The 21,010-nt window shown below is 70.9% G+C and carries 24 protein-coding genes; 7 read left to right on the top strand and 17 right to left on the bottom strand.

Going from position 1 to position 21,010, the window contains the following annotated elements; genetic code table 11:
* The first annotated feature begins 26 nt into the window (after positions 1–26).
* The gene (locus miv_RS10545) at positions 27–272 is read left to right on the top strand and encodes a hypothetical protein (RefSeq protein ID WP_048429497.1); all 246 of its coding nucleotides are present in this window, start codon (positions 27–29) and stop codon (positions 270–272) included.
* 575 nt (positions 273–847) lie between these two features.
* Positions 848–2,764, top strand: a complete 1,917-nt coding sequence (locus tag miv_RS33710; protein ID WP_207182646.1) for a pectate lyase family protein — start codon at positions 848–850, stop codon at positions 2,762–2,764.
* Between the two features lie 98 nt (positions 2,765–2,862).
* Here the strand turns inward: miv_RS33710 and miv_RS10535 are convergent, their stop codons facing one another.
* Positions 2,863–3,078 carry a hypothetical protein gene (locus tag miv_RS10535; protein WP_048429486.1) on the bottom strand — a complete coding sequence of 72 codons (216 nt, stop codon included), beginning with the start codon at positions 3,076–3,078 and terminating at the stop codon, positions 2,863–2,865.
* Between the two features lie 546 nt (positions 3,079–3,624).
* Between miv_RS10535 and miv_RS10530 the strand changes: the two genes are divergently transcribed.
* Positions 3,625–5,244: an integrase arm-type DNA-binding domain-containing protein gene (locus miv_RS10530; protein ID WP_207182645.1), complete on the top strand. Its 1,620-nt coding sequence runs from the start codon at positions 3,625–3,627 to the stop codon at positions 5,242–5,244.
* Here the strand turns inward: miv_RS10530 and miv_RS10525 are convergent.
* Positions 5,241–5,441 carry a hypothetical protein gene (locus miv_RS10525; RefSeq protein WP_207182644.1) on the bottom strand — a complete coding sequence of 67 codons (201 nt, stop codon included), beginning with the start codon at positions 5,439–5,441 and terminating at the stop codon, positions 5,241–5,243. The genes miv_RS10530 and miv_RS10525 overlap by 4 nt on opposite strands.
* A gap of 500 nt (positions 5,442–5,941) precedes the next feature.
* Between miv_RS10525 and miv_RS10520 the strand changes: the two genes are divergently transcribed.
* A complete protein-coding gene (locus tag miv_RS10520; RefSeq protein WP_207182642.1) occupies positions 5,942–6,508 on the top strand; it encodes a metallophosphoesterase family protein in 567 nt (188 codons plus the stop codon).
* Positions 6,509–6,785: 277 nt separating this feature from the next.
* On the opposite strand, the gene miv_RS10515 is transcribed toward miv_RS10520, so the two are convergent.
* From miv_RS10515 to miv_RS33235, 8 genes are all read right to left on the bottom strand, one after another.
* Positions 6,786–7,355: a hypothetical protein gene (locus miv_RS10515; protein WP_207182641.1), complete on the bottom strand. Its 570-nt coding sequence runs from the start codon at positions 7,353–7,355 to the stop codon at positions 6,786–6,788.
* A gap of 190 nt (positions 7,356–7,545) precedes the next feature.
* Positions 7,546–8,229, bottom strand: coding sequence for a hypothetical protein (locus miv_RS10510; protein WP_207182640.1), 684 nt, complete (start codon positions 8,227–8,229; stop codon positions 7,546–7,548).
* Positions 8,230–8,300: 71 nt separating this feature from the next.
* Positions 8,301–8,780: a hypothetical protein gene (locus miv_RS10505; protein WP_207182639.1), complete on the bottom strand. Its 480-nt coding sequence runs from the start codon at positions 8,778–8,780 to the stop codon at positions 8,301–8,303.
* 24 nt (positions 8,781–8,804) lie between these two features.
* Positions 8,805–9,158 (bottom strand): hypothetical protein, encoded by a 354-nt coding sequence (locus miv_RS10500; RefSeq protein ID WP_207182638.1) that lies wholly within the window; start codon positions 9,156–9,158, stop codon positions 8,805–8,807.
* Positions 9,155–9,484, bottom strand: coding sequence for a hypothetical protein (locus miv_RS10495; RefSeq protein ID WP_207182637.1), 330 nt, complete (start codon positions 9,482–9,484; stop codon positions 9,155–9,157). The genes miv_RS10500 and miv_RS10495 overlap by 4 nt, the downstream gene beginning before the upstream one ends.
* Positions 9,481–9,705 (bottom strand): hypothetical protein, encoded by a 225-nt coding sequence (locus tag miv_RS10490; protein ID WP_207182636.1) that lies wholly within the window; start codon positions 9,703–9,705, stop codon positions 9,481–9,483. The genes miv_RS10495 and miv_RS10490 overlap by 4 nt, the downstream gene beginning before the upstream one ends.
* Positions 9,702–10,169: a hypothetical protein gene (locus miv_RS10485; RefSeq protein WP_207182634.1), complete on the bottom strand. Its 468-nt coding sequence runs from the start codon at positions 10,167–10,169 to the stop codon at positions 9,702–9,704. The genes miv_RS10490 and miv_RS10485 overlap by 4 nt, the downstream gene beginning before the upstream one ends.
* The gene (locus tag miv_RS33235) at positions 10,169–10,324 is read right to left on the bottom strand and encodes a hypothetical protein (RefSeq protein ID WP_244537658.1); all 156 of its coding nucleotides are present in this window, start codon (positions 10,322–10,324) and stop codon (positions 10,169–10,171) included. The genes miv_RS10485 and miv_RS33235 overlap by 1 nt, the downstream gene beginning before the upstream one ends.
* Positions 10,325–10,694: 370 nt before the next feature.
* On the opposite strand from miv_RS33235, the gene miv_RS10475 reads away from it, so the two are divergent.
* Positions 10,695–11,078, top strand: a complete 384-nt coding sequence (locus miv_RS10475) for a hypothetical protein (RefSeq protein WP_207182632.1) — start codon at positions 10,695–10,697, stop codon at positions 11,076–11,078.
* 50 nt (positions 11,079–11,128) lie between these two features.
* Positions 11,129–11,716: a hypothetical protein gene (locus miv_RS10470; protein ID WP_207182630.1), complete on the top strand. Its 588-nt coding sequence runs from the start codon at positions 11,129–11,131 to the stop codon at positions 11,714–11,716.
* 127 nt (positions 11,717–11,843) lie between these two features.
* On the opposite strand, the gene miv_RS10465 is transcribed toward miv_RS10470, so the two are convergent.
* The gene (locus miv_RS10465) at positions 11,844–12,140 is read right to left on the bottom strand and encodes a hypothetical protein (RefSeq protein WP_207182628.1); all 297 of its coding nucleotides are present in this window, start codon (positions 12,138–12,140) and stop codon (positions 11,844–11,846) included.
* Between the two features lie 276 nt (positions 12,141–12,416).
* Between miv_RS10465 and miv_RS10460 the strand changes: the two genes are divergently transcribed.
* Positions 12,417–13,013 (top strand): hypothetical protein, encoded by a 597-nt coding sequence (locus tag miv_RS10460; RefSeq protein WP_207182626.1) that lies wholly within the window; start codon positions 12,417–12,419, stop codon positions 13,011–13,013.
* On the opposite strand, the gene miv_RS10455 is transcribed toward miv_RS10460, so the two are convergent.
* From miv_RS10455 to miv_RS10430, 6 genes are read right to left on the bottom strand one after another with little or no spacing between them, the layout of a single operon-like run.
* On the bottom strand, positions 13,010–14,359 hold the full coding sequence (locus miv_RS10455) for a hypothetical protein (protein ID WP_207182624.1): 1,350 nt from the start codon (positions 14,357–14,359) through the stop codon (positions 13,010–13,012). The two genes, miv_RS10460 and miv_RS10455, sit on opposite strands and share 4 nt — an antisense overlap.
* Before the next feature lie 22 nt (positions 14,360–14,381).
* Entirely contained in the window at positions 14,382–15,038 is a 657-nt protein-coding gene (locus tag miv_RS10450) for a hypothetical protein (protein WP_207182622.1), read from the bottom strand.
* 9 nt (positions 15,039–15,047) lie between these two features.
* Positions 15,048–17,096: a hypothetical protein gene (locus miv_RS10445; RefSeq protein WP_207182620.1), complete on the bottom strand. Its 2,049-nt coding sequence runs from the start codon at positions 17,094–17,096 to the stop codon at positions 15,048–15,050.
* A 2-nt stretch (positions 17,097–17,098) separates the two neighbouring features.
* On the bottom strand, positions 17,099–17,560 hold the full coding sequence (locus miv_RS10440; protein ID WP_207182618.1) for a hypothetical protein: 462 nt from the start codon (positions 17,558–17,560) through the stop codon (positions 17,099–17,101).
* 3 nt (positions 17,561–17,563) lie between these two features.
* On the bottom strand, positions 17,564–20,650 hold the full coding sequence (locus miv_RS10435; protein ID WP_207182616.1) for a hypothetical protein: 3,087 nt from the start codon (positions 20,648–20,650) through the stop codon (positions 17,564–17,566).
* On the bottom strand, positions 20,647–21,006 hold the full coding sequence (locus miv_RS10430; protein ID WP_207182614.1) for a hypothetical protein: 360 nt from the start codon (positions 21,004–21,006) through the stop codon (positions 20,647–20,649). Before miv_RS10430 ends, miv_RS10435 begins: the two co-directional genes overlap by 4 nt.
* Between the last annotated feature and the right edge of the window lie 4 nt (positions 21,007–21,010).

The raw sequence follows: 21,010 nt of genomic DNA, 5'->3' as shown, positions 1-21,010 counted from the left end.
CGCAGCGGCAGGAAGGGAGCAGGCCCGTGACCGAACGGTCGCCGCATCGGCCCCGGGGCGCGGGCGACCCCGCGCATTTCGTGCTCAAGCGCGGCCATCACGGCCGGTTCCGCTTCACGCTCCGCAATGCCCTCGGGGGAATCGGCGGCGAGGTGTTCGTGCGCGGCGAGGACGGCCCCCGCGACGAGAGGGAGCGAGAGGCCCTGCGCCGCATCGAGCGCCTCGCCCGCGACCTCCTGGCCGAGATAGACCAGCTCGGCGGCAGTTCATGATTGCTGTCGCTTGAAAGCGACAGTAAATCGATCTTGGCTGTGCGCCGGATTTATTCACTCTTATTTCTGCCTCACTGCGGTAGGATCACCTTGTTCGGCGTCCGGACCGGGCGCGAATGCTTGATCCTCCTGTCCGCCCGACTGCACGACGCTGCGCAGTTCGGCGGGCGATTGCGCGAAGGCGAACCCGAAGTGAGCAACCGAGAAGGGAGGCGATCCCCGACCGGCGGACGCGTGCCGTCCCGGCGGGATCGTCGGAGCCAGGACCTTGCGACGCCGGCAGGCCGTCCGCCTCCGGTACCGGGGCCCGTCTGCTGACCGGGTGCCGGCCCCCGGGGCCGGCCGCGTCCCGCTAGGATCCGGCCCCCGGCCGGCCTCGTCTCACCTGATCCGGAACCCGAACGGGGCCGACCCGGCACGCCGGCGGAGCGCCCGTGCCGCGGGAGCGCGACCGCGCGGGCTCCCCCCGGACGACCACCACCCCATCCACGATCACGGCTCGCGTTCCGCGAGGTCGGCCGCCGATGGCCGGCTTCCACCCGGGACGCGCCACATCCCCTCAGACAGGTCTCTCTATGGCACAGAACCTCGCGCACGGCTTCGCGGCGATGAACGGCGGCACCTCCGGCGGCAGCGGCGGTCCCACCGTCCACGTCTCGACCGGGGCCGAACTCCAGAAGGCGATCGACGGCGTTTCGGCGACGTCCGGCCCCCTGACCATCGTGGTCGACGGCAAGATCACGCCTGCCAACAGCGGCGTCGACGCCATCTCGATCGCCGGCCGCAACAACATCTCGGTGATCGGCGGCGGGTCCGGCGCCGAGTTCGACGGCATCGGCATCCGCATCAGCGGCGGCTCGTCGAACCTCATCATCCAGAACCTCAAGATCCACAACGTCGCCACCGGCCCGAAGGACGCGATCGGGATCGAGGGGCCGTCGCGCAACATCATGATCGACCACAACGAGCTCTACAGCTCGATGGCGGTCGACAAGGATTATTACGACGGCCTGCTCGACATCAAGCGTGGCGCTGAGTACATCACGGTCTCGAACAATTACATCCATGATCACCACAAGGCGTCGCTGGTCGGCTATGCCGACGAGGATACCGGCGCCCGCTTCGTGACCTACGATCACAACGTGTTCGAGAATCTCGGCTCGCGCACGCCGAGCGTGCGCGACGGCCACGTCCACATCTACGACAACTACTTCAAGGATATCAGCGCCTCGGCCATCAACCTGCGGATGGGGGCGGTCGGGCTGATCGAGAACAACGTGTTCGAGAACGTCCGCGACCCGATCGTGAGCCTCGACAGCACGGCGCCGGGCTACTGGGACCTGCGCGGCAACGTGATGAGCGGTGTGACCTGGAGCCAGACCGGTGCGGGCGAGGCGAGCGCCCAGGACGGTCGCTCGACGGCCTCCTACAGCGTGCCCTACGCCTACGGCCTCGACGCGGCCGCCGCCGTGAAGGGCGAGGCCCTGGCCCAGGCCGGGGTCGGCCGGCTCGACGGAGCCGCCCCCGCCACCGGGGCCCCGGCGCCGGTTCCCGCTCCCGCGCCGGAGCCGTCTCCGGCCGTCACGCCCGCGCCGACTCCGAGCGAGCCCGCCCCGATCCCGGTGCCGCCCGCCCCCGAGCCCGCGCCGGCCCCGACGGCGGGCAGGCCGGGCGATGGCGGCGACCTCCTGACCGGTACGGACGGCGACGATACCCTCGACGGGGGGGCCGGACGCGACGTGATCCACGGGGCGGCCGGGGCCGATACGATCCTGGGCGGCGCCGGCCGCGACACCCTGTTCGGCGAGGGCGGCAACGACGTCCTGTCGGGTGGTGCGGGCAACGATTCCCTCGACGGGGGAGCCGGCGACGACAGCCTGTCGGGCGGAACCGGCAGCGACACGCTCGTCGGCGGGATCGGCAACGACACGCTGGAGGGCGGGGCGAGCGCCGACACCCTGATCGGCGGCGACGGCGACGACTGGCTCGACGGCGGCAGCAACGCCGACGCGATGAGCGGCGGCGCCGGGAACGACACCTACGTCGTCGACATCGCCCGCGACACGATCGTCGAACTCACCGGCGAGGGCATTGATACCGTCCGGGCCTCGACGAGCTACAGCCTCGGCGCCAACCTCGAGAACCTGGTCCTGACCGGAGCCGGCAAGCTCAACGGGACCGGCAACGAGCTCGCCAACCTCCTCGTCGGCAACGACGGCGACAACCGCCTCGACGGCGGAGCCGGGGACGACACCCTCGTCGGCGGCGCCGGCAAGGACACGTTCGCGTTCACGGCGGGCCAGGGCGGCCACGACCGGATCGACGACTTCCGCTTCGGCGAGGACATGCTGCTCCTCAAGGGCTACGCCCCCGCGCAGGTCATCCTGACCGACGGCGCGGCCGGCACCACGCTGCACATGCAGAACGAGACCGTCGACCTGCTCGGCGTCCACCTCGACGCCCTCGGCAAGGACTGGATCAAGTTCGCCTGACGAGGCGCGGTGCCGCCCGGCGGTCCACCGAGGCCGTCACCGCCACCGGACGGCGAGACCGTCGGGGCGACCTCTCGGTCGCCCCGACTTCCCTGCCCTCACCCGCGGGCCGAGACGGTCTCCGGTATGCGGCGGACGGTCTCGCGTCGAATGACGCTCTCGCGCAACGCCGCCGCGCCAGGCCCGGTCTCGACGCGGGCCGCCGCATGGCCCGCCTCGCACTCGCCGTTCGACATGTACGTGTCGAACGGCTTCAGCACGTCGCGAAACAGCCCACCGACGCCGAGGGCGTCCGTGATTTCATGGAGCAGCATGACGGTTGATCCGGATAAGGGGTGTGGGCCGTGGATCGCACGGGCCCGGTCTGCCCGGATGACGGGCGAGGGCTCGATCCGTTCCAGCGCTCACGGAAACGTTGCCTGCCGATGCTGCCGTCGCCGGTATCACCGCGGGCGCGCAGGCGCCGGGACCCGGCGGCTCTCGTCGCTCTGTCGCGGCAGGGTGTTCCTGTCGGCGCTCCGAGTCGGTCCGATGTCTCGACGTCGCGCCATGGCGACCCTGCAGCTTCGATGTCGGGCGCGACGGACCGGGACCTGACCTGAACGGCACAGCGTGCAGAGGGCGGGGCAATCCAAACCCGGGCGGCATGGGCCCGAAAGGCTGGAGCGGGTGAAGGGAATCGAACCCTCGTATTCAGCTTGGAAGGCTTGTTGACCACCTAGCGCCCACGCCGGCGCGCGGCCATCAGTCGTTAACCACCCATTGAATCCATTGAGGTTTTCCCGCTTACCGGCCTACGTCGGGCTTGCGGGGGCTCTCGGGACCCGCGTTGTATCGATGTTGTATCGCGGGGGACGGGCATGGCGGCGTGCGCGGCGACGAAGAAGGCGAAGCAGGGGTACACGCGCGAGACGGTGAAGATCACGATGACCCACGTGAACAGGGCCGAGCGGCTGCTGCTCAGGGGCGAGGTCCCCGGCCGGGGCATGGAATGGGGCGACACCGAGGAGCGCGGGCTGACGCTGCGCCTCACGCCTCAGGCGCTGACCTGGTACCTGCGCACGCGGACCGACACGGTGAAGCTCGGCGCCTACCACACGCTCGACGTCGCCCAGGCGCGGTTCGCCGCCGAGAAGGCGAAGGTGGGCCTGCGGCAGGGCGAGAACATGAAGGCCGAGATGGCCGTCTTCCATAGCATCCTGCAGCGGACCGGCGGCGACCTCAACGCCGTCGGCGACGTCGCCTTCCCGGACCGCTCGGAACCGCCGCCGGTGCCGAGCATGATCCGGCGCCGGAACGGCCCCTGGCTATGGGAGGACCTGATCGAGGAGTTCCTCGACTACAAGGCTACCAAGGTCGAGGCAAGCTATCTACCCAAGTATGCCAAGTATCTGCGGCACCCAGGCTACGAATGCCTGGTGGGCATGCCGCTCTTCAGCGTCACGGTCGCGAGGCTGCAGGAAATCCGGGACGAAATCATCGCCAACTATTCCCTGTCGACCGCCGCCCGGTGCGTGAACCAGGCCAAGGACGCCTTCGATTGGGCCTGGCGGACGCACAGCGGCAAGAGCGGCTTGGCCAGGGCCGAGGAGAAGTGGCCGATGTGGCGCGAGCAGTGGAGCGTCGAGTACCAGTCGGGCAAGCGTAAGCACACGCCGACGCTCACGGAACTTGCCCGCACGCTCGCCCTCGCCGAACGGCACCGCTCCCTCGGGCAGACGGAACACGGGACGTCGGCCGGCACGCTGGGGTTGCTCTGGTTCACGGTCCTGACGGGCCAGCGCACGGGCCAGGTCGCCAAGACAGAGCTCTCGCAGGTCGGCAACATCTCGCAGGACACCGGCGTCCCGGGGGACAATTGGTTCGCGGTGACGTGGCAAGGCCCCCAGATGAAGTCGCGGCGTCAGCACGTCCTGCCACTGCCCCCCGCGGCTTGGCGGGAGCTCGAAGGGTTGCTCGCGCCGGCCCGCGCCAAGTCGAACCAGTGGCTCTTCCCGCCGAAGCGGGGCGCGGGCCATGCGAGCGCCGGGTCGATGAACCAGCTCCTCTTCCGCCTCGCTGGTAAGCGCCACAAGCGGAAGCCCGATCCGAAGCGGGTCTCGCCAGAGGTACCCCTCCCGGACCTCCTGACCGAGCACGGCATCCGCAAGTGGACCCTCCATGATGTGCGGCGGTCGATCACGGAGTTCCTCGTCGACCGGAGGCTGGGCGGCGCGGCCTCGGCCATCCTCGACCACGAGATCGCCGGCGCGAAGGACCTGCGGGAACAGACGGCTTCCGTGACGCGGCTGCACTACGACACGGCGCAGCGGATCGCGCTAAAGGCCGAGGGCATGGCGCTCTGGTGCGCCGCGGTCCTGGAGGCGGTCGAGCGGGAGCGGGCCGAGCTCGCCCTGCAGCCGCTGCCGGCGCCGCGGCCGCGCCCGAAGCGGAAGCCTGCCAAGCGCAACCCCGGCCGCCCCCGGAAGATCGCGGCCTAACCGGCCAGCCGCCGCAGCCGGCGTTCGCGCCGGTCCCGGCCGAGCGTCCTCGCCAGGTCGGCCGGGCGCTCGGCCGGGAGGAATCCCCTCCCTCCCCTACTGCGTCGGGCCGTCTCCAGGTCCTCCGCCATCGCCCGCCGGAAGGCGTCCCGCTCCTCGCCGGCGGCCGCGGCCACGATGTCGTCTAGGCTTGGCATTGACCGTCTCCCCATTAAGAACAGATAGGGAACGAGCGAGGCGGTTCAACGGAGGGGAAGCGATGCGGATACCGCGGACGCTGGGCGAGTTCCCCTACCGGCGCGTGCGCCTGGTCTGCCCCTGGTGCCCGGGGCGCCGGGGGGACTACTGCGTCGAGCGTCTGACTGCGCGCCTCGGGCCCCGGGCGACCCCGGAGGACGTCCTCGCCGCCCTCGTCCGGTGCCGGTGGCCGGCTCCGTGGCACGTCAGGCGCCCGGGAAAATATCTGCCCTGGTGCCGGGCGCGGTTCGCAGAGCTCGGGGGCCGCAGGGCCCCCGACCGCCCAGGGTTTCCGTTAACCGTGCCCGACGACCCCGCTTGACCGGGGGAATCTGGAGCTGCGATCCCTGGCCCGTCACCCGCGAGGTCACCGTGAAACGAATAGCGCGCCCCACCCGACCAGAGACCCATCCCGGGGCGTAACCGCGCGGCGGCAGCCCCTGCTACGGAGGCCGCCTTCATGACCAACCGAACCTTCTTCACCGCCGACACTCACTTCGGCCACCGCGGCGTCCTCGGCATGTGCCAGCGCCCCTTCACCGACATCGAGGAGCACGACGCCGCCCTGGTGGCCGCGTGGAACGCCGTCGTCGGTCCGTGCGACACCGTCTGGCACCTCGGCGACTTTGCGCTGGGCGCCAGCTCGGAGCGGTGCGCAGACCTGTTTCGGCGCCTGCGGGGGCGCAAGCGGCTAGTCCGGGGGAACCACGACCGGAAGCGGGTTCTCGAATTGGCGTGGGAATCCCAGGACGACATCGCGTCGGTCGTCGTCGAGGGGCAGCGGCTGATCCTCTGCCACTACGGCATGCGGGCCTGGCCGGGGGCGTTCCGGGGCGCGCTTCATCTCTATGGGCACACGCACGGGCTCCTGCCCGACACGGCGCAAAGCTGCGACGTCGGCGTCGACCGGTGGGGCTACCGGCCGGCCAGCCTGGAGGAGATCAGGGAGCGCATGGCGGCGACGCCCGACGTGCCGGAGGAGATCCGGCTCGGGCGCGCCATGGAGGCGGAGGGCGGGGACGACTAGCCCCGCCTCGTGCACCTGCGGTTCGGTTTCGACCGCGCCGCAGGGCCTCCCGGCGGGCAGCGCGTTTGTGGCCACGTTGACCCGTGTGTGGCCGTCACGGAGAGTAATCGGGCCCTGCAGAGCCCTATATGTATCCGTGCTCAGAGGCACGGGGCATAGAGGTGCGTATTGCCAACTCCATGCTCAGGTTAATCCGTGCCATGGGCACGGCAGAGAAGCACAGTCAGATGATCGGGCGCACCGAGGTTCATCCGAGCCGGAGCTCGGTCGTCAAAACTTACTTGCCGTCGATGCCCAGTTCTAGCTGCTCGCCCCCGTTGTCCACAGGGATCGGCCCGCCCTCCGCGGCCCACCGTTCAAGCGCAGGGCGCGCCGGGAGGGCCGGCTCCTCGAACGCGCCGAGACGGCCGAGCGCGCGTAGCCGCTCGCACTGTCGCGTCCACTCGGCGATGAAGTCGGACCGCTCGTCCTCGTCGAAGGCCTCCTCGTCGTCGATCCCGCTGGCCTCCTCGAAGAGCCGCGCGAGGTGGGCTGCGCTCTCGTCCGAGTCCGTCGCTAGCGCGAGGATGTGACGCCATTCTCCCTCGTCCGTCGGCACGTCGAGGAGGCGGGCGTAGGCCATGCTCTCCATCAGGCTCTTGACGTGCCAGTCCTCGACCGGCTCGTCCTCACCCATCGGGCGACCGATGCCGGCATTGCCGAGGGCGCAGTAGACCGGGTCGTAGCGGTGTTCCTCGGCAGTGAGAGCCGTGAATTCGCGGAGACGCTCGCGCTCCGCCTCCGTCACGTGCTCCCAGACGTAGTCCCCGACCGGGTAGCGCTCCCGGCGCAGTCCATACTCCGACATGCAAAAACTCCCACGCGAGGCTGTTTGCCCCATGCGTAGGAAGAAGGGCCAAGCGGCCTAGACAGTCGAGTCGATCTTGACGTCGTGGTTACCGTTGACGCCGGACCACTAGATGCCTCAAAACGGCGCCGCCCCGCAAGTCTTGAGCGGTCCGGCGACCGTCCGGTGCTTGAACGCGGTTAACGACTGGTTAACTCGCCAGCGCCACGTGCTCGTCGTAGACGTCAAGGAACTCCGCCGCCCCGCCGTCCCCGGCGACCACGTGGAGATAGGCCGAGAGCTCGCTGTGCCGCGTCTCGTGCTCGCGGCCCTGCAGGGCCTCCCGCAGGACCAGGTGCCGCTCCCCCGGCTCGATGACGCGCCTCGTCCAATGGTCCCTCACGGCGGTGCCGCAGGTGACGACGCGGCGCGAGAGCTCCGTGATCTCCTCTCCATCGAAGGGGTCCATCTTCAGCATCTCGGCGTCCGTCATGGCGGCGGCGCGGACCTCCAGCCATTCGATATCGACCTCGTCGTAGGACCCGAGGCGGATGCGGGCCACGATGCGGGAACGGCGTGTCTCCTCGCGCTCGGCCTCGGACAGCACCCGGTCGGACAGGATGGCCTCGACGGTCTCCATCATGCTCTCGATGGCGTCGGGGTCGTCGTAGGCGCCGCCCGCCACCGACGCGGCGTAGAGGACGCGGTGCGGGCCGGCATGCCGCTCCATCCCCTCGGCCACGCGCACCAGGGCCTCCGCCGGCGTCAGTCCCTCCAGTTGCAGGCGCAGGCCCCATGCCGCGGCGCGGGCGTAGCCGTCCTCGGCGGATAGGGCCGCCAGCCACTCACGGAAGTGCTCGGCCGCGCCGTCGCGGAGTTCGTCGATGTAGTCCATGGTCCGCTCGCGGAAACCGGGGTTGCGGGGGAATCGGCGCCCCTGCCGCCGGGCGCGTCGACGGGGGAGCGTCAGGTCCGGCGCCGGCCGGAGACCGTCCACCAGTGCCTCTCCTCGGAGGCCAGGCGCTCCATGAGCTCGGCGGCCTGCCCCTGCCAGGGATGGTCCATGCGGAGATGGGGCCGAATCCGCGCCTGCAGGCCCGCGAGCCCCGCGGCGCGGAGGCCTGCGTAGCGCTCGACTTCATGGGCGACGACCGGCTTGCCGAGGCCGTCACGGAGCTCGCGCCCCTGCGCGAGGCGCTCCAGGGCGATGATGACGCCCTGCTCGAAATCCAGGTCGTCCATGCTGCACGTGACATGGGCGCGGCCGCCGGGCGGGACCGGGACGCGGTCGTCGTTCTTCCTCGGCGCGAGCCGGGATTCGTGCGCCCCGAACGCGGACGTCGGGACGGGGAGCTCGCGCTGCACCGGCGGAGGCGCGTACGGGCGCGGCATGGCGGGCTCGGGCGCCGGCGGGGCGGAATCGGAGACGAGGCGAAGATGGGACATGCGGAGGCTCCTGGTGGGGTGGTGTCAGGCGACTTGGCGGTAGATCGGCCCGTGCTCCGTGACCTCGACGGTCTCCGGTCCGTCGAGCAGAGCCGCGCGGAGCGTGGGCCCGATGCGGGGCCGTCCGGCGGTGACAGGCGCCCACTCCGACACCGTCGTCTCCCGACCGCGGTGCCTGAGCGTCGAGAGATCCAAATGCGGAATCTCGCTGGCGTAGGCGAAGACGCGCACCCCGATGACGGTGCCCTGGGGCCGCGCGACGTTGACCATGGCCCACATGAGCGCCCCCTCTCCGATGGGGATGCCGTCGGCGGGGATGACGCGGACCGGGACTTCGGGAAACTCGACCGTAGTGCGGACGCTGTTGGTGCTGATCATGGCGAGGTCCTGGGAGTGAGGCGTGGAAGGCGGGCGTAGCGAACCGGCGGTGGCGTCGGCTCCGCAGCCGGGGTGTCCGGCGGCGGGCCGCGGTCGCGCTCGTGCAGCGCGAGCTCCGTCGCGAGCGTCTCCACGGCGCGCTGCGCGGCGTAGAGAAGATCGGCGTCGACGCGAGCGAGCGCGGCATCGAGTTCCTTGTCCCCGCCGGCCTCGATGGAAGCGGCCCGGCAGGCGGCCCGGACGAGGGCGAGGCGGCGCTTGGTCTCGACGAGATCGAGACGCCAGAGAGCGTCGACGAAAACCCCGCGGGGCTGGACGGCGGTCACGGGTAGCTCCTCCCGCCGACGCCGGGATAGGTGGCGCAGACCCAGCACAGCGTCGGCATCTCGGGGTGCGCCCCCAGGACGACGCGGTCTTCCACGTCATGCTCCTCGGCGCATCCCTGGCAGACGAAAGTCGTCGCCGCGTGCAGATCGTCCTCGTGCGCCTGCTCGGTGGAACGCTGGCGGGAATCGAAGTCGAAGTCGTCGGAGGCGCGCCGGGTCATGCCGCGGCCCTCGCCGCGCGGGCCTTGGCCATCCCCGCCGCGCGCTGGCGGAGGCGCTCCTCGGCGGATAGCCGGGGCATCTCCGTGACGCCGCGCTCGCGCAGGAGCGTGTAGACCTGCGTCGACCGGAGGCCGTGCGCCAGGGAAGCGCGGTGGACGCCCTCGCGCATGGCGAGGGCGCAGATCTCGTTCTCCTGCTCGACAGTCGTCTTGCGGCGGGCGTTGCGGACGGGGACCTCGCCGGCCTTGGCGCGCATGACGCGGCGCCCGTCGGACGCCATCCTTTCAAGGGCCCACCGCCCGAGCCAGGACCAGCGCTCCGTGCAGGCTTCCCAGCCGTGCGAATCCCAGAGACGGGCGACGGTCTCGACGGACGGGCGGACGTAGCAAGCGGCGTCGAGATCGGAGACGGCGACCGTGCCGACATCGTCGAGGGTCGCGCGGGTGCGGACAGGGCGGGGCATCAGAGCATCTCAGCCGTCAGAAGCGTGACACCGTGCTCGTCGTAGATCGCGACCTCGACCGGACGGCGGGCGACGTAGCGCACGTCTCGCTCCAGGCCGAGCGGCCTCAGGACGGCGTCGCCGGGAGCGCGCCGTCCGAGCAGCACATCGGACACGTACTGGGGCGTGACGCCAGCGGCGGAAGCCCAGCGAGCCTGGCCCCCGGCTTCTTTACACGCCGCCCGCAGACGCGAGACGACGTCAGTCTCTCGAAGTGCCCGTGCCACCCGCCACCCCCAAATCCTGCTGTACGCGGATAAAGGTAGGCCTCGTCCCGATATATGCAAGAGCTTCTTTCGAGGTTGATCTCAGAAAATCAAGTCGGCCGATTAAGTGGTATCATTAAACTGTTTAATGGTGTCATTTAATGCTCAACATGCCGCAGGTCATGCCCCTTGGATACTTTCCGGCACGGGTGGCAGGATACCCCTGTCAGCGGATTTCGGGAGCATGCCGATGAGAGAGACACGCCTATGGACCGTGAGGATGGAGGGTGGCGTTTTCGGACGCCTCCGTCGCGTCGAGCTCCTCGAATCGGTGCCGTCCAACGGCACGGTCGTCGACACGCGCCGCGGCCACGCCGTCGTCCGGGATGGCGTGTTGGTGCCGGTGTCCGAGCAGGCGGCGGAGGACCTCGTCGACCCGGCCGGCGCCCCGGAGCGCCGGTACCGCGCGGCATGCCTCGCCGCCGGATGGACCGACCGCCTCAAGCGAATCGTGACCGCGCCCGGCGACGATTGGGAGGCGGGCACGGCCTACCCGACCGGCGACGGCCCCGCCCTCGTCTACTGCGAGCGCGTCCGCGGCAGGCACGTCTGGGTCCGTCGCGCGACATACGCCGAGGCCGTGGCCCTCGGCGTCACCGCCTAGTCGATTTCGACCGCCCCCAGCAGCATCCCCAACACGTCAAGGAGACACCGATGTCCGTTCGTTCGTTCTTCGCTTCCGTCATGCGGGCCGTGGCCGCCGCCCTCGCCCGCGCCCCCCGCCTCGTCTGGGACGGCACGCGCTTCGTCCTGCGCGCCGCGGCCGCGCTCGTGCCGACGCCCCCGCAGGAGGAGGCGCTCGCCGAGGAGGAGCTGATGGCCGAGCTCAACCGTCCGCGCCAGCTCGTGAAGGCCGACGTCGCCGAGGTCGATCCCCGCGAGGAGTGGGGTTACGCGGCCGGCAACCATCTCGTGTCGTGCGGCGAGCCGACGAAGGGCGTCCTCGACGAGCGCGCCATGGCCTACCTCGACAGCCTCGACATCGAGGAGCGGGCCGCGCTCCTCGCCTACGAGGCCCGCCACATCGGCGCGTTCCTCCTCGGCGAACGCAAGCTGAAGGGCCTGCCGCCGGTGCCGACGGCGGCGCAGTGGACGGACGCCGAGAAGGCCCGCCTCGCCGCGCTGGCCGGCCCCGTCCGCGAAGGCCGCGCCCTGATCCAGGCCAAGGTCGACGAGGTCGCGGCGGTGATGCGCGAGCACGGCTACGAGCCCGTCCCGGCGCCACGCCCCCGGGCCGCCTGACGCCCGCAGCCCCCACCGGAACGAAGAAGGCCGCCCCATCCCGGGCGGCCTTCTTTATTTGCGCTGGCGGCCCGCCGGGCCTGGACTCTTGCTGCGTGCGCACGATTCGTGCGCAGCGCGATACGTGTTAGCCCCGGGCGCGCTTGGCCGCCAACGCCGCCAGAGCCCGCTGCATCCGGAAGCGCTCGGCGCGCTCGGCCTGCTCGGCGCGGGCGGCCTCGGCGCGATGGGCGGCCAACTCCTCGGCGAAGACGCGGTCGTAGACGAGGCGCGCCGTCTGGGCGCGGATGGCGTTCGCGGCCTGGCGGTCGGCCTGGCGCGCCATGCGCTGCTCGATGAGGACGGTGCCGAGGCTCATGGCCATGCCCTGCATGCCGCGGTCGAATGCGCCGGCGACGTCGTGGGCGGTGCGGTGATAGCTCATGACGGGCCTCCTCGGTGCGGCGTGTGCATTGGAGATCGCAGCTCGCGAATCCGGGCTCAAGAGTCCCCGGCCGAAAGGCTGTGGTCTCGGTAAAAGAACCCCTGGGCCCAAGGGGAAAACGTGCCCCCAGAGGGCGAAATCTCCCTGCAAGGACACTCCCGTTACTTCGGCGTACGGCACGCCCTGCGGCCCGGAGCGCACGTCACGGGGCCGCCGCGAACGTCACGGCGGCGGGCATGTGTTGGCCGGTGCAGCCCTGCGCGCGAGGCTGCTGGGATGGCCACCGAGATCCGCTTCGCCTTCGACGGCGCCTCATTCTCCAGGCGGGCCCGCGAGTATGTCCGCGGCATCCTACGCCCGGCCCTGCAGCAGGCCGCCGACTATCTCGGCGCCTACGCCAGGCTGCGCCTCATGGCGGCGACCCAGGTCTACCTCGACGACCCCATCCAATGGACCGTCAACGCCTTCGCCTACCGCCGTGGCGACGGGGGGCAGCCCTCGACGGTGGTGTTCGTGCGCGAGAGCCAGGCGGCCTACCTGGGCCTGGAGGTGCGCGGGGGCGTACGTCACGCCGGGGACTACGCGACGACACGTGACGGACCGCTCGTCCCGGGGCGTGACGCGACGCTCGACGAGAACGGCAACCTCCCGCGCGACGCCGTCGCCGAGGCCCTAGCGGCCGGGGCCCGGTGGGCGCGCCTCACGCCCGGCAAGCCCGCGGCCCTGGTGCTGCCCGGGCGCGACCGCCTGCAGGTCCTCGCCGTCATCGTCGAGGAGACGACCTATAGGCCGCGGTTCCCGTTCAACGACATCGTCCGCGACGCGGTGCTGGCCAAGGCGCCCGAGGCGCTGGCGAAGCACCTGCCCCGCTAGGGCAGCAGGGGCTCCAACGGGCTCGGCGGCACGTTCACCACGGCCAGCGCCCCGCCGACCGTCTGGTTCTCGTAGAACGTCACCGTCGACCAGGACGCCCCGCGGTCGAGGCTAATGTAGCCCGTGCCGCTCGATGACGCTCGGGCCACGAGCGCATCCAGGCCGTGCAGCCCGAAGATTGTCGATTGGTTGAGGGTGAAGGGCAGCGTCCTGGCCTGGACGACGTTGCCGTCGCTCCAAGCATACCCGCCCCCGGTGCGGGCGGAGAACAGGCCGGTGCGCGTCAAGGCTAAGGGCGAGAGGCCTGCGGCCGGGCGCGCGACATCGAAGCTGACGCCCGTCGAATGGAAACCGGAATCCGCGGGTGCGACACGGTTGGTGTATCGCGTCGGGTCGCCGTCGAGGAAGGCGATGTAGTCGTAGGTCCTCCGGTTGACCGCGATGGCGTGGATCTCCAGCCCCACGCTGCCGCCCTGGATGTTGAGAACCCCGACGAAGTCGGTGCGCGCGATGCGCACCGTGCGGTAGCCGAGCGGACTGGGCGGGCCGCCGGCGGATTTGTCGGACAGGCCATTCGGCCCGTCGTCGACGACCTCGACGGTGGAGCCGTAGACCGCGACCCGAAGCGCCCCCGGCAGGTGCGCGACGCCGGGAAGCCACTGGTTCGAGATCGGCTGGCCGACGCTCAGGTTGAAGGCTCGCGCGAGCGTGGTCCCGCCCGTCAACTGGAAGGGGATGTTGGCGAGGGGCGCGACCAGGCCCTCCGACGAGGCGATGTGGGCGACGGCGGTACCGGCGTTGTCGCCGGCCGTGAACGTGTCGTAGCTCCGCCCGGTGTTGTCGGTCACGAAGGCGGTCCGGACCGGGTCGGCGGCGACGACGGCGGGTAGGGTCACTACGTGGTCGCCGTCGAGCAGGTACTCCGCCGCCCTGCCCGCACCCCCTTGGGGAATCTGGATTTCGCTGCCGAGGGCACCGGTAAGGCCGTTGGCGAACCGGAGCCCGAGCACGCCCCGGGCCGGGCTCCGGTAGAACGCCATGTCGCCGCCGGGCAGGCTTTCGCCGACGGTGAAGCCGGACGGCGTGGCGGGGCGGACGTACGTATCGACCGGCGAGCCGGTGATGCCGCGGTTCGTCACGCGATAGCGCCGGGTCGTGTACCTGTTCGAGGCGAAGGTCTCGACCGCCGCGAGACGGCCGGACGACACGAGGCCCGGCGCGCCGGCGCCGCGGCGGATGAACTCAAGGCGCCCGCGAGCCGCGTCGTGGTTGACGTCGTAGGCGTCGAACTTGGTCGTGTACGAACCGATGGCGGGCTGGAGCCGCGACCGCCTCGGGTTCGTCATGAGGGACTGGAGGACGTGCACGTCACGACCCCGACTGCTGCGTCCCGGAGCGCGACGAGAGGAATCCCCACGTCGCGATGCCGGGGACGACGATGAACGAGAGGACGTCCCACGTCGCCTTCGTGGCGTTGCCGAGCAGGCTGTCGGTCTGGGTGCCGTCGCCGTCCGGGTCGACGACGTCCTCGGACCAGAGCACCGCCGGCCACGTGACCTTGGCCCCCACCGTGCGGAGGACCCAGACCTTCACGCCGTAGAGGAACGTCTGCGCCGGCGCGTACGGGTCGGTCGAGGCGGCCGCCTCCGCCGCGGCGAACTTGATGGTCAGCGCGCCCGAGGTCCTGACGAAGAAGTTCGAGGCTTGGTTCGGGTCGAGGGTGACGGTCTCGCCGGCGGCCGCCGTCCCCATATCGACGAAGCCCTCCCGGTGCGCCTTGACGGTGAACTGGTCTAGGTCGGCCCAGGCGAAGGCGTTCGGCTGCCCGCGCATGGCGGGGCCGGTCGCGTCCCGGTCGAGGCGGCCGGTCGACCCGGCCTCGGTGCGGTTCGAGCCGGTGCCGAAGCCGGTGTCGTACGCGCCCGGCGCCTGGCTCTGCTTGTCGGCCGGGGGCGTCAGCCCGGCGTCGCGCTCGGTCCCCGCCATGTAGCTGCGGACGAGGCGCGCGAAATCGAAGTCTGCCATGTGGGTGCCTCAGACGCTCGGCGGGACGCACTGCCGCGGCCCCTGCCACGGCGAGCAAAGCGCGGGGATGTAGTGCTGGAGGGGCGGCCCCCCGTTGATCGGCGCGGCCGCGAAGCCGACCCGGGTGGGCACCTGGCGGAGCAAGGCCTTCGGGTCGTTCTTGGTTTTGTCGCCACGGACCGGGTCGCCGCGGCGGTAGTCGTTGGCCTGGACGAATGCCAACTGCTCGGCGACGTTGTTCTCGACGCTCGCCGTCACGCCGATGACCGGGTCGTCCGGCGGCGGCACCGCGAATCCCGACACCGCGACGACGTCCCAGGGCTCGTCGAGGTAGCCCACGCGGACCTCGCCGCCCGCCGCGCCCGCAGCGCCGGTGCCGTCGCAGGACGCGATCCGGATCGAGGCCCGCGGCCAGCCGTCCCCGTCGGCGCGGTCGCGCACGCGGAAGGAGGTCACCTTGCCTTCGGCGAATCCCCCCGGCAGGTCGAGGTCGTCGGCCTCGACGCGGGCGTGCCAGGCGGTCGACATGCCGACCACGTCCTCGAAGGGCACGTCCCAGCCGACCGCGACGCGGCGCTGGCTCAGGGCGATGATCTTCAGGGCCTTGAGGATGCCGGCGATGAAGGTCGCGTTGCCGCCCGGCGACGGGAAGAAGGTGTTGCCGCTCGGGCCGCCGATGTAGCTGCCGTCGGTCTGGGCGACCTTCCAGTTTCCGGCGTCGACGTCGGCCCGGAAGCTGGTCGATGACTTGTGGGCCTTGAGCGCGATCCACGAGTACCAGCCGAACCGGCGCACGTCCCCGGCCGCGTACTGCGTCGCGGGCAGCCACGGGGTCGTGGTCCGGTCGACGGTCGGGTCCTCGCAGCGCAGCGTGAGCGTGCGAACCGGCGCGTCGTCGTCGGTGCACGCGCCGTTCGGCACGAAGACGGAAAAGGTCTCCTCGCGGCTCTGGCGGCACGTGAACGCCAGGACGAGCTGCGCCACCAAGTAGGTGATGTCGAGCGCGAACTCGGTCGGGTCGTCGGGATTGTTCTTCGGCTTGGTGTAGTCCGGGTACCGCTGGTGCGAGCCATGGACGGGCCCCGCCTGCTTCGGTTGGTTCGGCTGCGCCAGGCCGGTGAAGGAAGCCGCGGAAGCCTTGTCGATGGTCGACGCCACGACGACGTAGCCGGACTGCCCGCCTACGGACGAGCCCAGCTTGGGCCAGCCGGCGATGAGCTCGTCCGGCGTCAGCGTCGCGATGAGGCCCTTGCCGACGATGACGTCGGGCGGCGTCGACAGGCCGGTCGCGACCTGGTCCGGGGACCACTCGCCTGGCGCCATCTCGTACCGGAAAAGCTGGTCGACGGTCGTGGGCTGGCCGGGCGCCCGCAGGTTGAGCTCGGGGAACAGGTCCGCGATGGAACCCGACATCTCGAACAGGCCTTCGAGAAGCTGCATCCATGCGGTCGAGATGGTGAGCTGCACGCCCGCGATGGGCTCGCCGGTGCTCTCGTACGAGATGCCGCCGCCGCTCTCCCAGCCGACCCAGTCGTCGGGCGTGAACGTCCGCGACGGCAGCCCCTGTCCGAGGAGCTCGGGGGTCGAGTATTCCCCGGTGACGCGGTCGAAGTGGCCGATCACGCGGTGCCCGTCGAGGATCTCGGTCGGGTCGCCCTGGCGGGTCGGCGACACCAGGATGGCCGCGTAGGCGCCCTGCGTCTTCAGTTCCGCCAAGCCGGCGTCGCGCAGGTCCTTCCAGCCAGGCAGCAGGCCGGCCTCGAACCGGAGCGTCGTCACGCCGTCGCGGGCGCCCGCCGGGACCGGCAGGCGCTTCATCCGCGCGACCGGGTAGAGCGTGCCGTTCGGGTGCTGGAACGAGAGCATGGCCCACGTCTTCCCGACGAGGTCGGACGAGGGCATGCGGGCCGTGACGATGGTCACCGACGTCGCGTCGGCGCCCTCGCTCTCCGTCAGGTCGAGCTCGGCCCACGGCAGGTCGGCCCGCTTATGGGCGACGGGGTCGAACGGCTCGGTGGGGGTCGCCAGCCAGGCGATGTACCAGTCGCGCGCGCCCACGGTCACACCTCCTCCCAGGGGAACGACCATTTCACGCTCGCGGCCCACGGGTCGTGCCGCATCTCCCAGCCCTCGGCGGTGATCATGAGCTCGAACCGGGGCTGGTAGCGGCGCTGGACACCCTGCGCCTGCGGGACCTCGAATCCCGCGGCGTCGAGGAAGTGCAGGCTCCCGGGGACGTGCGGCCGGACCTGCGGCTGGTTGATGGGCTCCTCGACGAAGTCGAGGTAGTCGACCGTCAGGCGGGACCCGATCCACAGACCGAACAGCGGGGCGCCGCGCAGGTCCTCGCACTCGATGATGCCCTTGAACTTGCGGGCGCTCTCGCGCGTCATGTCCCGCAGCACGCCGCCGCCCATGCGGACGACGACGCCGTTCTTCACGAGCCCGATGGTGCCCTGGACCCCGCGGGCGGAGCCGGCGGGAAGCCCCCGGCCGGCGATGTTGAACTCGGCGAGGCGCATCGGTCAGGTCTCCCTTGGGCGCGGCGTCTTCACCGCCACCCCGGCCTCGATGGCTTTCTTGATGACGTTCTCGACGGCCTCGGGCGTGCCGTAGAGGGTGTCGGGGGCGGGCGTGAAGTTCGGCGCGAACGGCACCAGGCCGCCGGCCCCGCCCTGCGGCAGGGCGAGCGGCGCCTGCGCGAACGGGGTCGTCAGCGACAGCCCGCCGCCCAGCGCCCGCAGGGAGTTCAGGAAGTCGCCGAACGTGCCCTGCGCCATGCCGGGCGTCACGCGGTCGGCGCCGATCTCGCCCTCCTCGCGGCCGCCGCGCAGGCTCGCCATCATGGAGGCCAGGGTGCTGGCGCGCATGGCCTCGGTCTCGGCGCGGGTGCGCGCGGATTCCTCCTCCATCCGCCGGCGGCCGGCGGCGCCCGTCCCGGTGCGCTCCTCCTCGTCCTCCATCTCGCGCCAGGTGCCGTCGGTCCCGAGCACGATCTGCCCGGAGCGCTGCGGCGCGGCGGGCGCGGCCGGTTGCTCGGGCATCGGGACGTCGGCCACGGGAGACTTCTTCTCGCCGATGCCGAAAGCCGGAAGCACCTCGCCGGTGAACCAGGCCTTCAGCCGGGTCCACTTGTCCCTGACCCAGTCGGCGGCGTTGCCGAGCGCGGTCTTGATCTCGTCGCGGTACTTGATGGCCAGCAGGCCGAGCCCGGTCAGGCCCGCCGCGATGGCCGCGCCCATGAGGCCCGGCAGGCCGACGAAGGCGAGGAAGGCACCCGCGAGCGCGACCACGCCATAGATGAGCAGCCCGAGCGCCAGGGCGCCGATGGCACCAACCTTGAGCAGCGCGTCGGCGGTCTGGCCGATGGCGCTCACGACGTTGCCGATGCCGATGACCTGGCTGATGAGCCACGTCACGAACAGGACGATGCCGAGCTCCTTCCAGTCCTTGAACCCGAGCGCCTTGGCGACGCGGTCGAGCACGCCGATGAGGAACCCGACCACGGCCTCGATGCGCGAGTAGGCCGACATCACCGTCCGGACGACGGTCTCCCAGGCCTCGGCGACGCCGGCCTTGAAGCTCTCCAAGCTGACGCCCTCGAACAAGGTCGCCAGCTTGGCCCGGACGAATCCGTAGAGGGCCGTCACGACGCCGGCGACCGCGTCGAAGGCGGCCTTCGCGTCGGGAAGGAAGCGGTTGATCCAGGCGAAGGCGTTCTCCGGGGCGACGGCGCCCTCGAAGAATACGTCGCGCATCGCCTTGAAGGCGTCGGCGACGAACGCGAACGCCGTCGCCAGGTAGGGCCCGACGAACCGGCCGACCCGCACCGCGACCTCGCCGACCGCCACCAGGGCGGAGCCAAGCTGGCCGAGCACGGAGCCGAGGGTCCGCGCCCACGGCACCGCGGCCTCGCCCTCCTTGCCCGCGAGCCCGGCGCGGAAGCTGGCGTAGGTCCGCTGCACCGCGCGCATGGCGCCGTCGAGCGTCGGCAGGTCGGCGGCGGTCAGGCCGAACAGGGCCAGCGCGGCATCGCGCGCCGAGATGGCCGCGTCCCCGACGGCGTTGAACGCGCCCTGTATCCACTGCACCGTCATCGAGCGGGCGCCCAGGCCCTTGCCCGAGAGCGCGTCCCAGACGTCGAGGCCGAGGCGGCGGAGTTCCTGCGCCGGCTCGTACAACGCCGCGATGAAGCCGTTCGAGAACCGAAGCGCCTTGGCGTCCTGCGAGGTCACGCCGTCGAGGGCGGTCGATACCGCGTCGGACAGGTAGGCGAGGATCTTGGCCGCGTTCGACTTGGCGACCTCGACGCGCTTGCCGTCTATCTCGATATACTTCTTCTGCAGCTTCTCGTCGTAGACGATCTTCTGGTTGCCGACTTTGATGAAGGATTCGAGCTCCTCCTCGTCGAGGTCGATGCGGCGCATAGCCGAGTCCTCGGCCGCCTCCTCGCCGTCCTCGGCCGCCTCCTCCATGGCCTCGCCGGCCTCGCGCCCGATGCTGACGAGGTTGCGCAGGCGCTCCTTCGTGAGGTCGATCTCCTTGCCGTCGACGGAGAGCTTCGTGACGCGCTCGGATAGCGGGGCGTTGAACAGGCGCGTCACGTCGTTGAACAGGGTCGTCACCGTCTCGGCGGCGCCCTCGGCGAACTCCTGGATTGCCTCGGACTTGCCGTTGATCCACGCGGCGATCTTGTCCGACCCGTCGGCGACGAAAGGGAAGAACGCGTCGACGATGGTGTCCTTGATGCTGCCGATGGCCGTGTTCAGCCGGCGGATGTCCTCCAGGCGCTTGGTGTTGTCGGTGAGGTCCGAGGTCGAGGTCTCGCCGAGCTTCTTGGCCTCCTCCTGGAGCGCCTTGAGGTCGCCGGTGCTCTTGGTGAAGACGGGCAGCAAGTCACCGGCGCCGGCGCCGAGCAGGTCGAACGCGGCCTTCGCCCGGCGAGTGTCGTCGGGGATCTTCTTCAACTGCTCGCCCAGCCGCGCGAACACCTGCTCTGCGGTCCGCAGCTTGCCGGTCTCGACCTCCTTGCCGAGGCCGACCTGGGTGAACAGGCCGAGGCTCGCCTCGTCGCCGGTGTCCTGGAACTTGATCAGGGCGTCCGACACGCGCTTGAAGGCGCCGGCGACGCCGTCGCTTTTCCCGGCCGCGATGTCGGCGGCGTACTGGTAGCGGGTCAGGGCCTCGACGCTGACGCCCGACGCACGGGATAGCTGGAGGAGCTCCTCGCCCTCGCGGGCCGACTTCTGCGACAGGGTGCTGAGGACGCCGTAGCCCGCGGCGACCGCGGCCACGAGGCCGGCGCCGGCGATGGCCGCGCCCTTGGCGATGGCGCCGACCTTGTCCGCCACGTAGCCGGCGGAATCCCCCAGCGCCTGCGCGACGCGCTGCAGGGTGCCGATTTGCTGCTCGCTCGTCTGCACGACCGCGGCGGTCTCGACGGTCGCGACCTTGGCCTGGTTCTGCACCGTGACGGCGGTCTGGCGCGCGGCGGTGTCGATGCGCCCGAACGACTGCTCCGCCTTGACGCGCATGCGGTCGAAGGCCGCCTCGATCTCGTCCGAGCCCGAGAGGGTGATCTTGGTCTGGATCTCGGGCGCGTCGTCGCTCACCGCTTCCTCCAGAGGCCATCGGTCTCCGCCAACAGGGCGGCGACATGGGCCTGCTCACTCGTGTCGAGGGGCTTGGGCTTCTCCGCCGGGGGCTCGGCGCCGGAACCGGCTCGGCCGGCCCGGGAACCGCGCGGGCGCTCGGCCTTGGCCAAGGCCTCGTCCATCGCCTCGAAGGCCTTGCCCTTGTCGACCGTAACCGCAGCGGCGGTCACGAGGACGTGGAGCTGCTCCCGAAGCCTGGACGTCCGCTTGCGCAGAAGCATGTCGTAGTAGTGCCAGAGGTCGCGCGGGCAGAGGCTGTCCACCCACTCGCGGTCCCCGGTATCCATCAGGAGCTCGAAGGCGGCCTCGTCCACCGCG

Source organism: Methylobacterium indicum, from assembly GCF_017347565.1.
GTDB lineage: Bacteria > Pseudomonadota > Alphaproteobacteria > Rhizobiales > Beijerinckiaceae > Methylobacterium > Methylobacterium indicum.
This window is presented reverse-complemented; position numbering and strand designations above follow the sequence as displayed.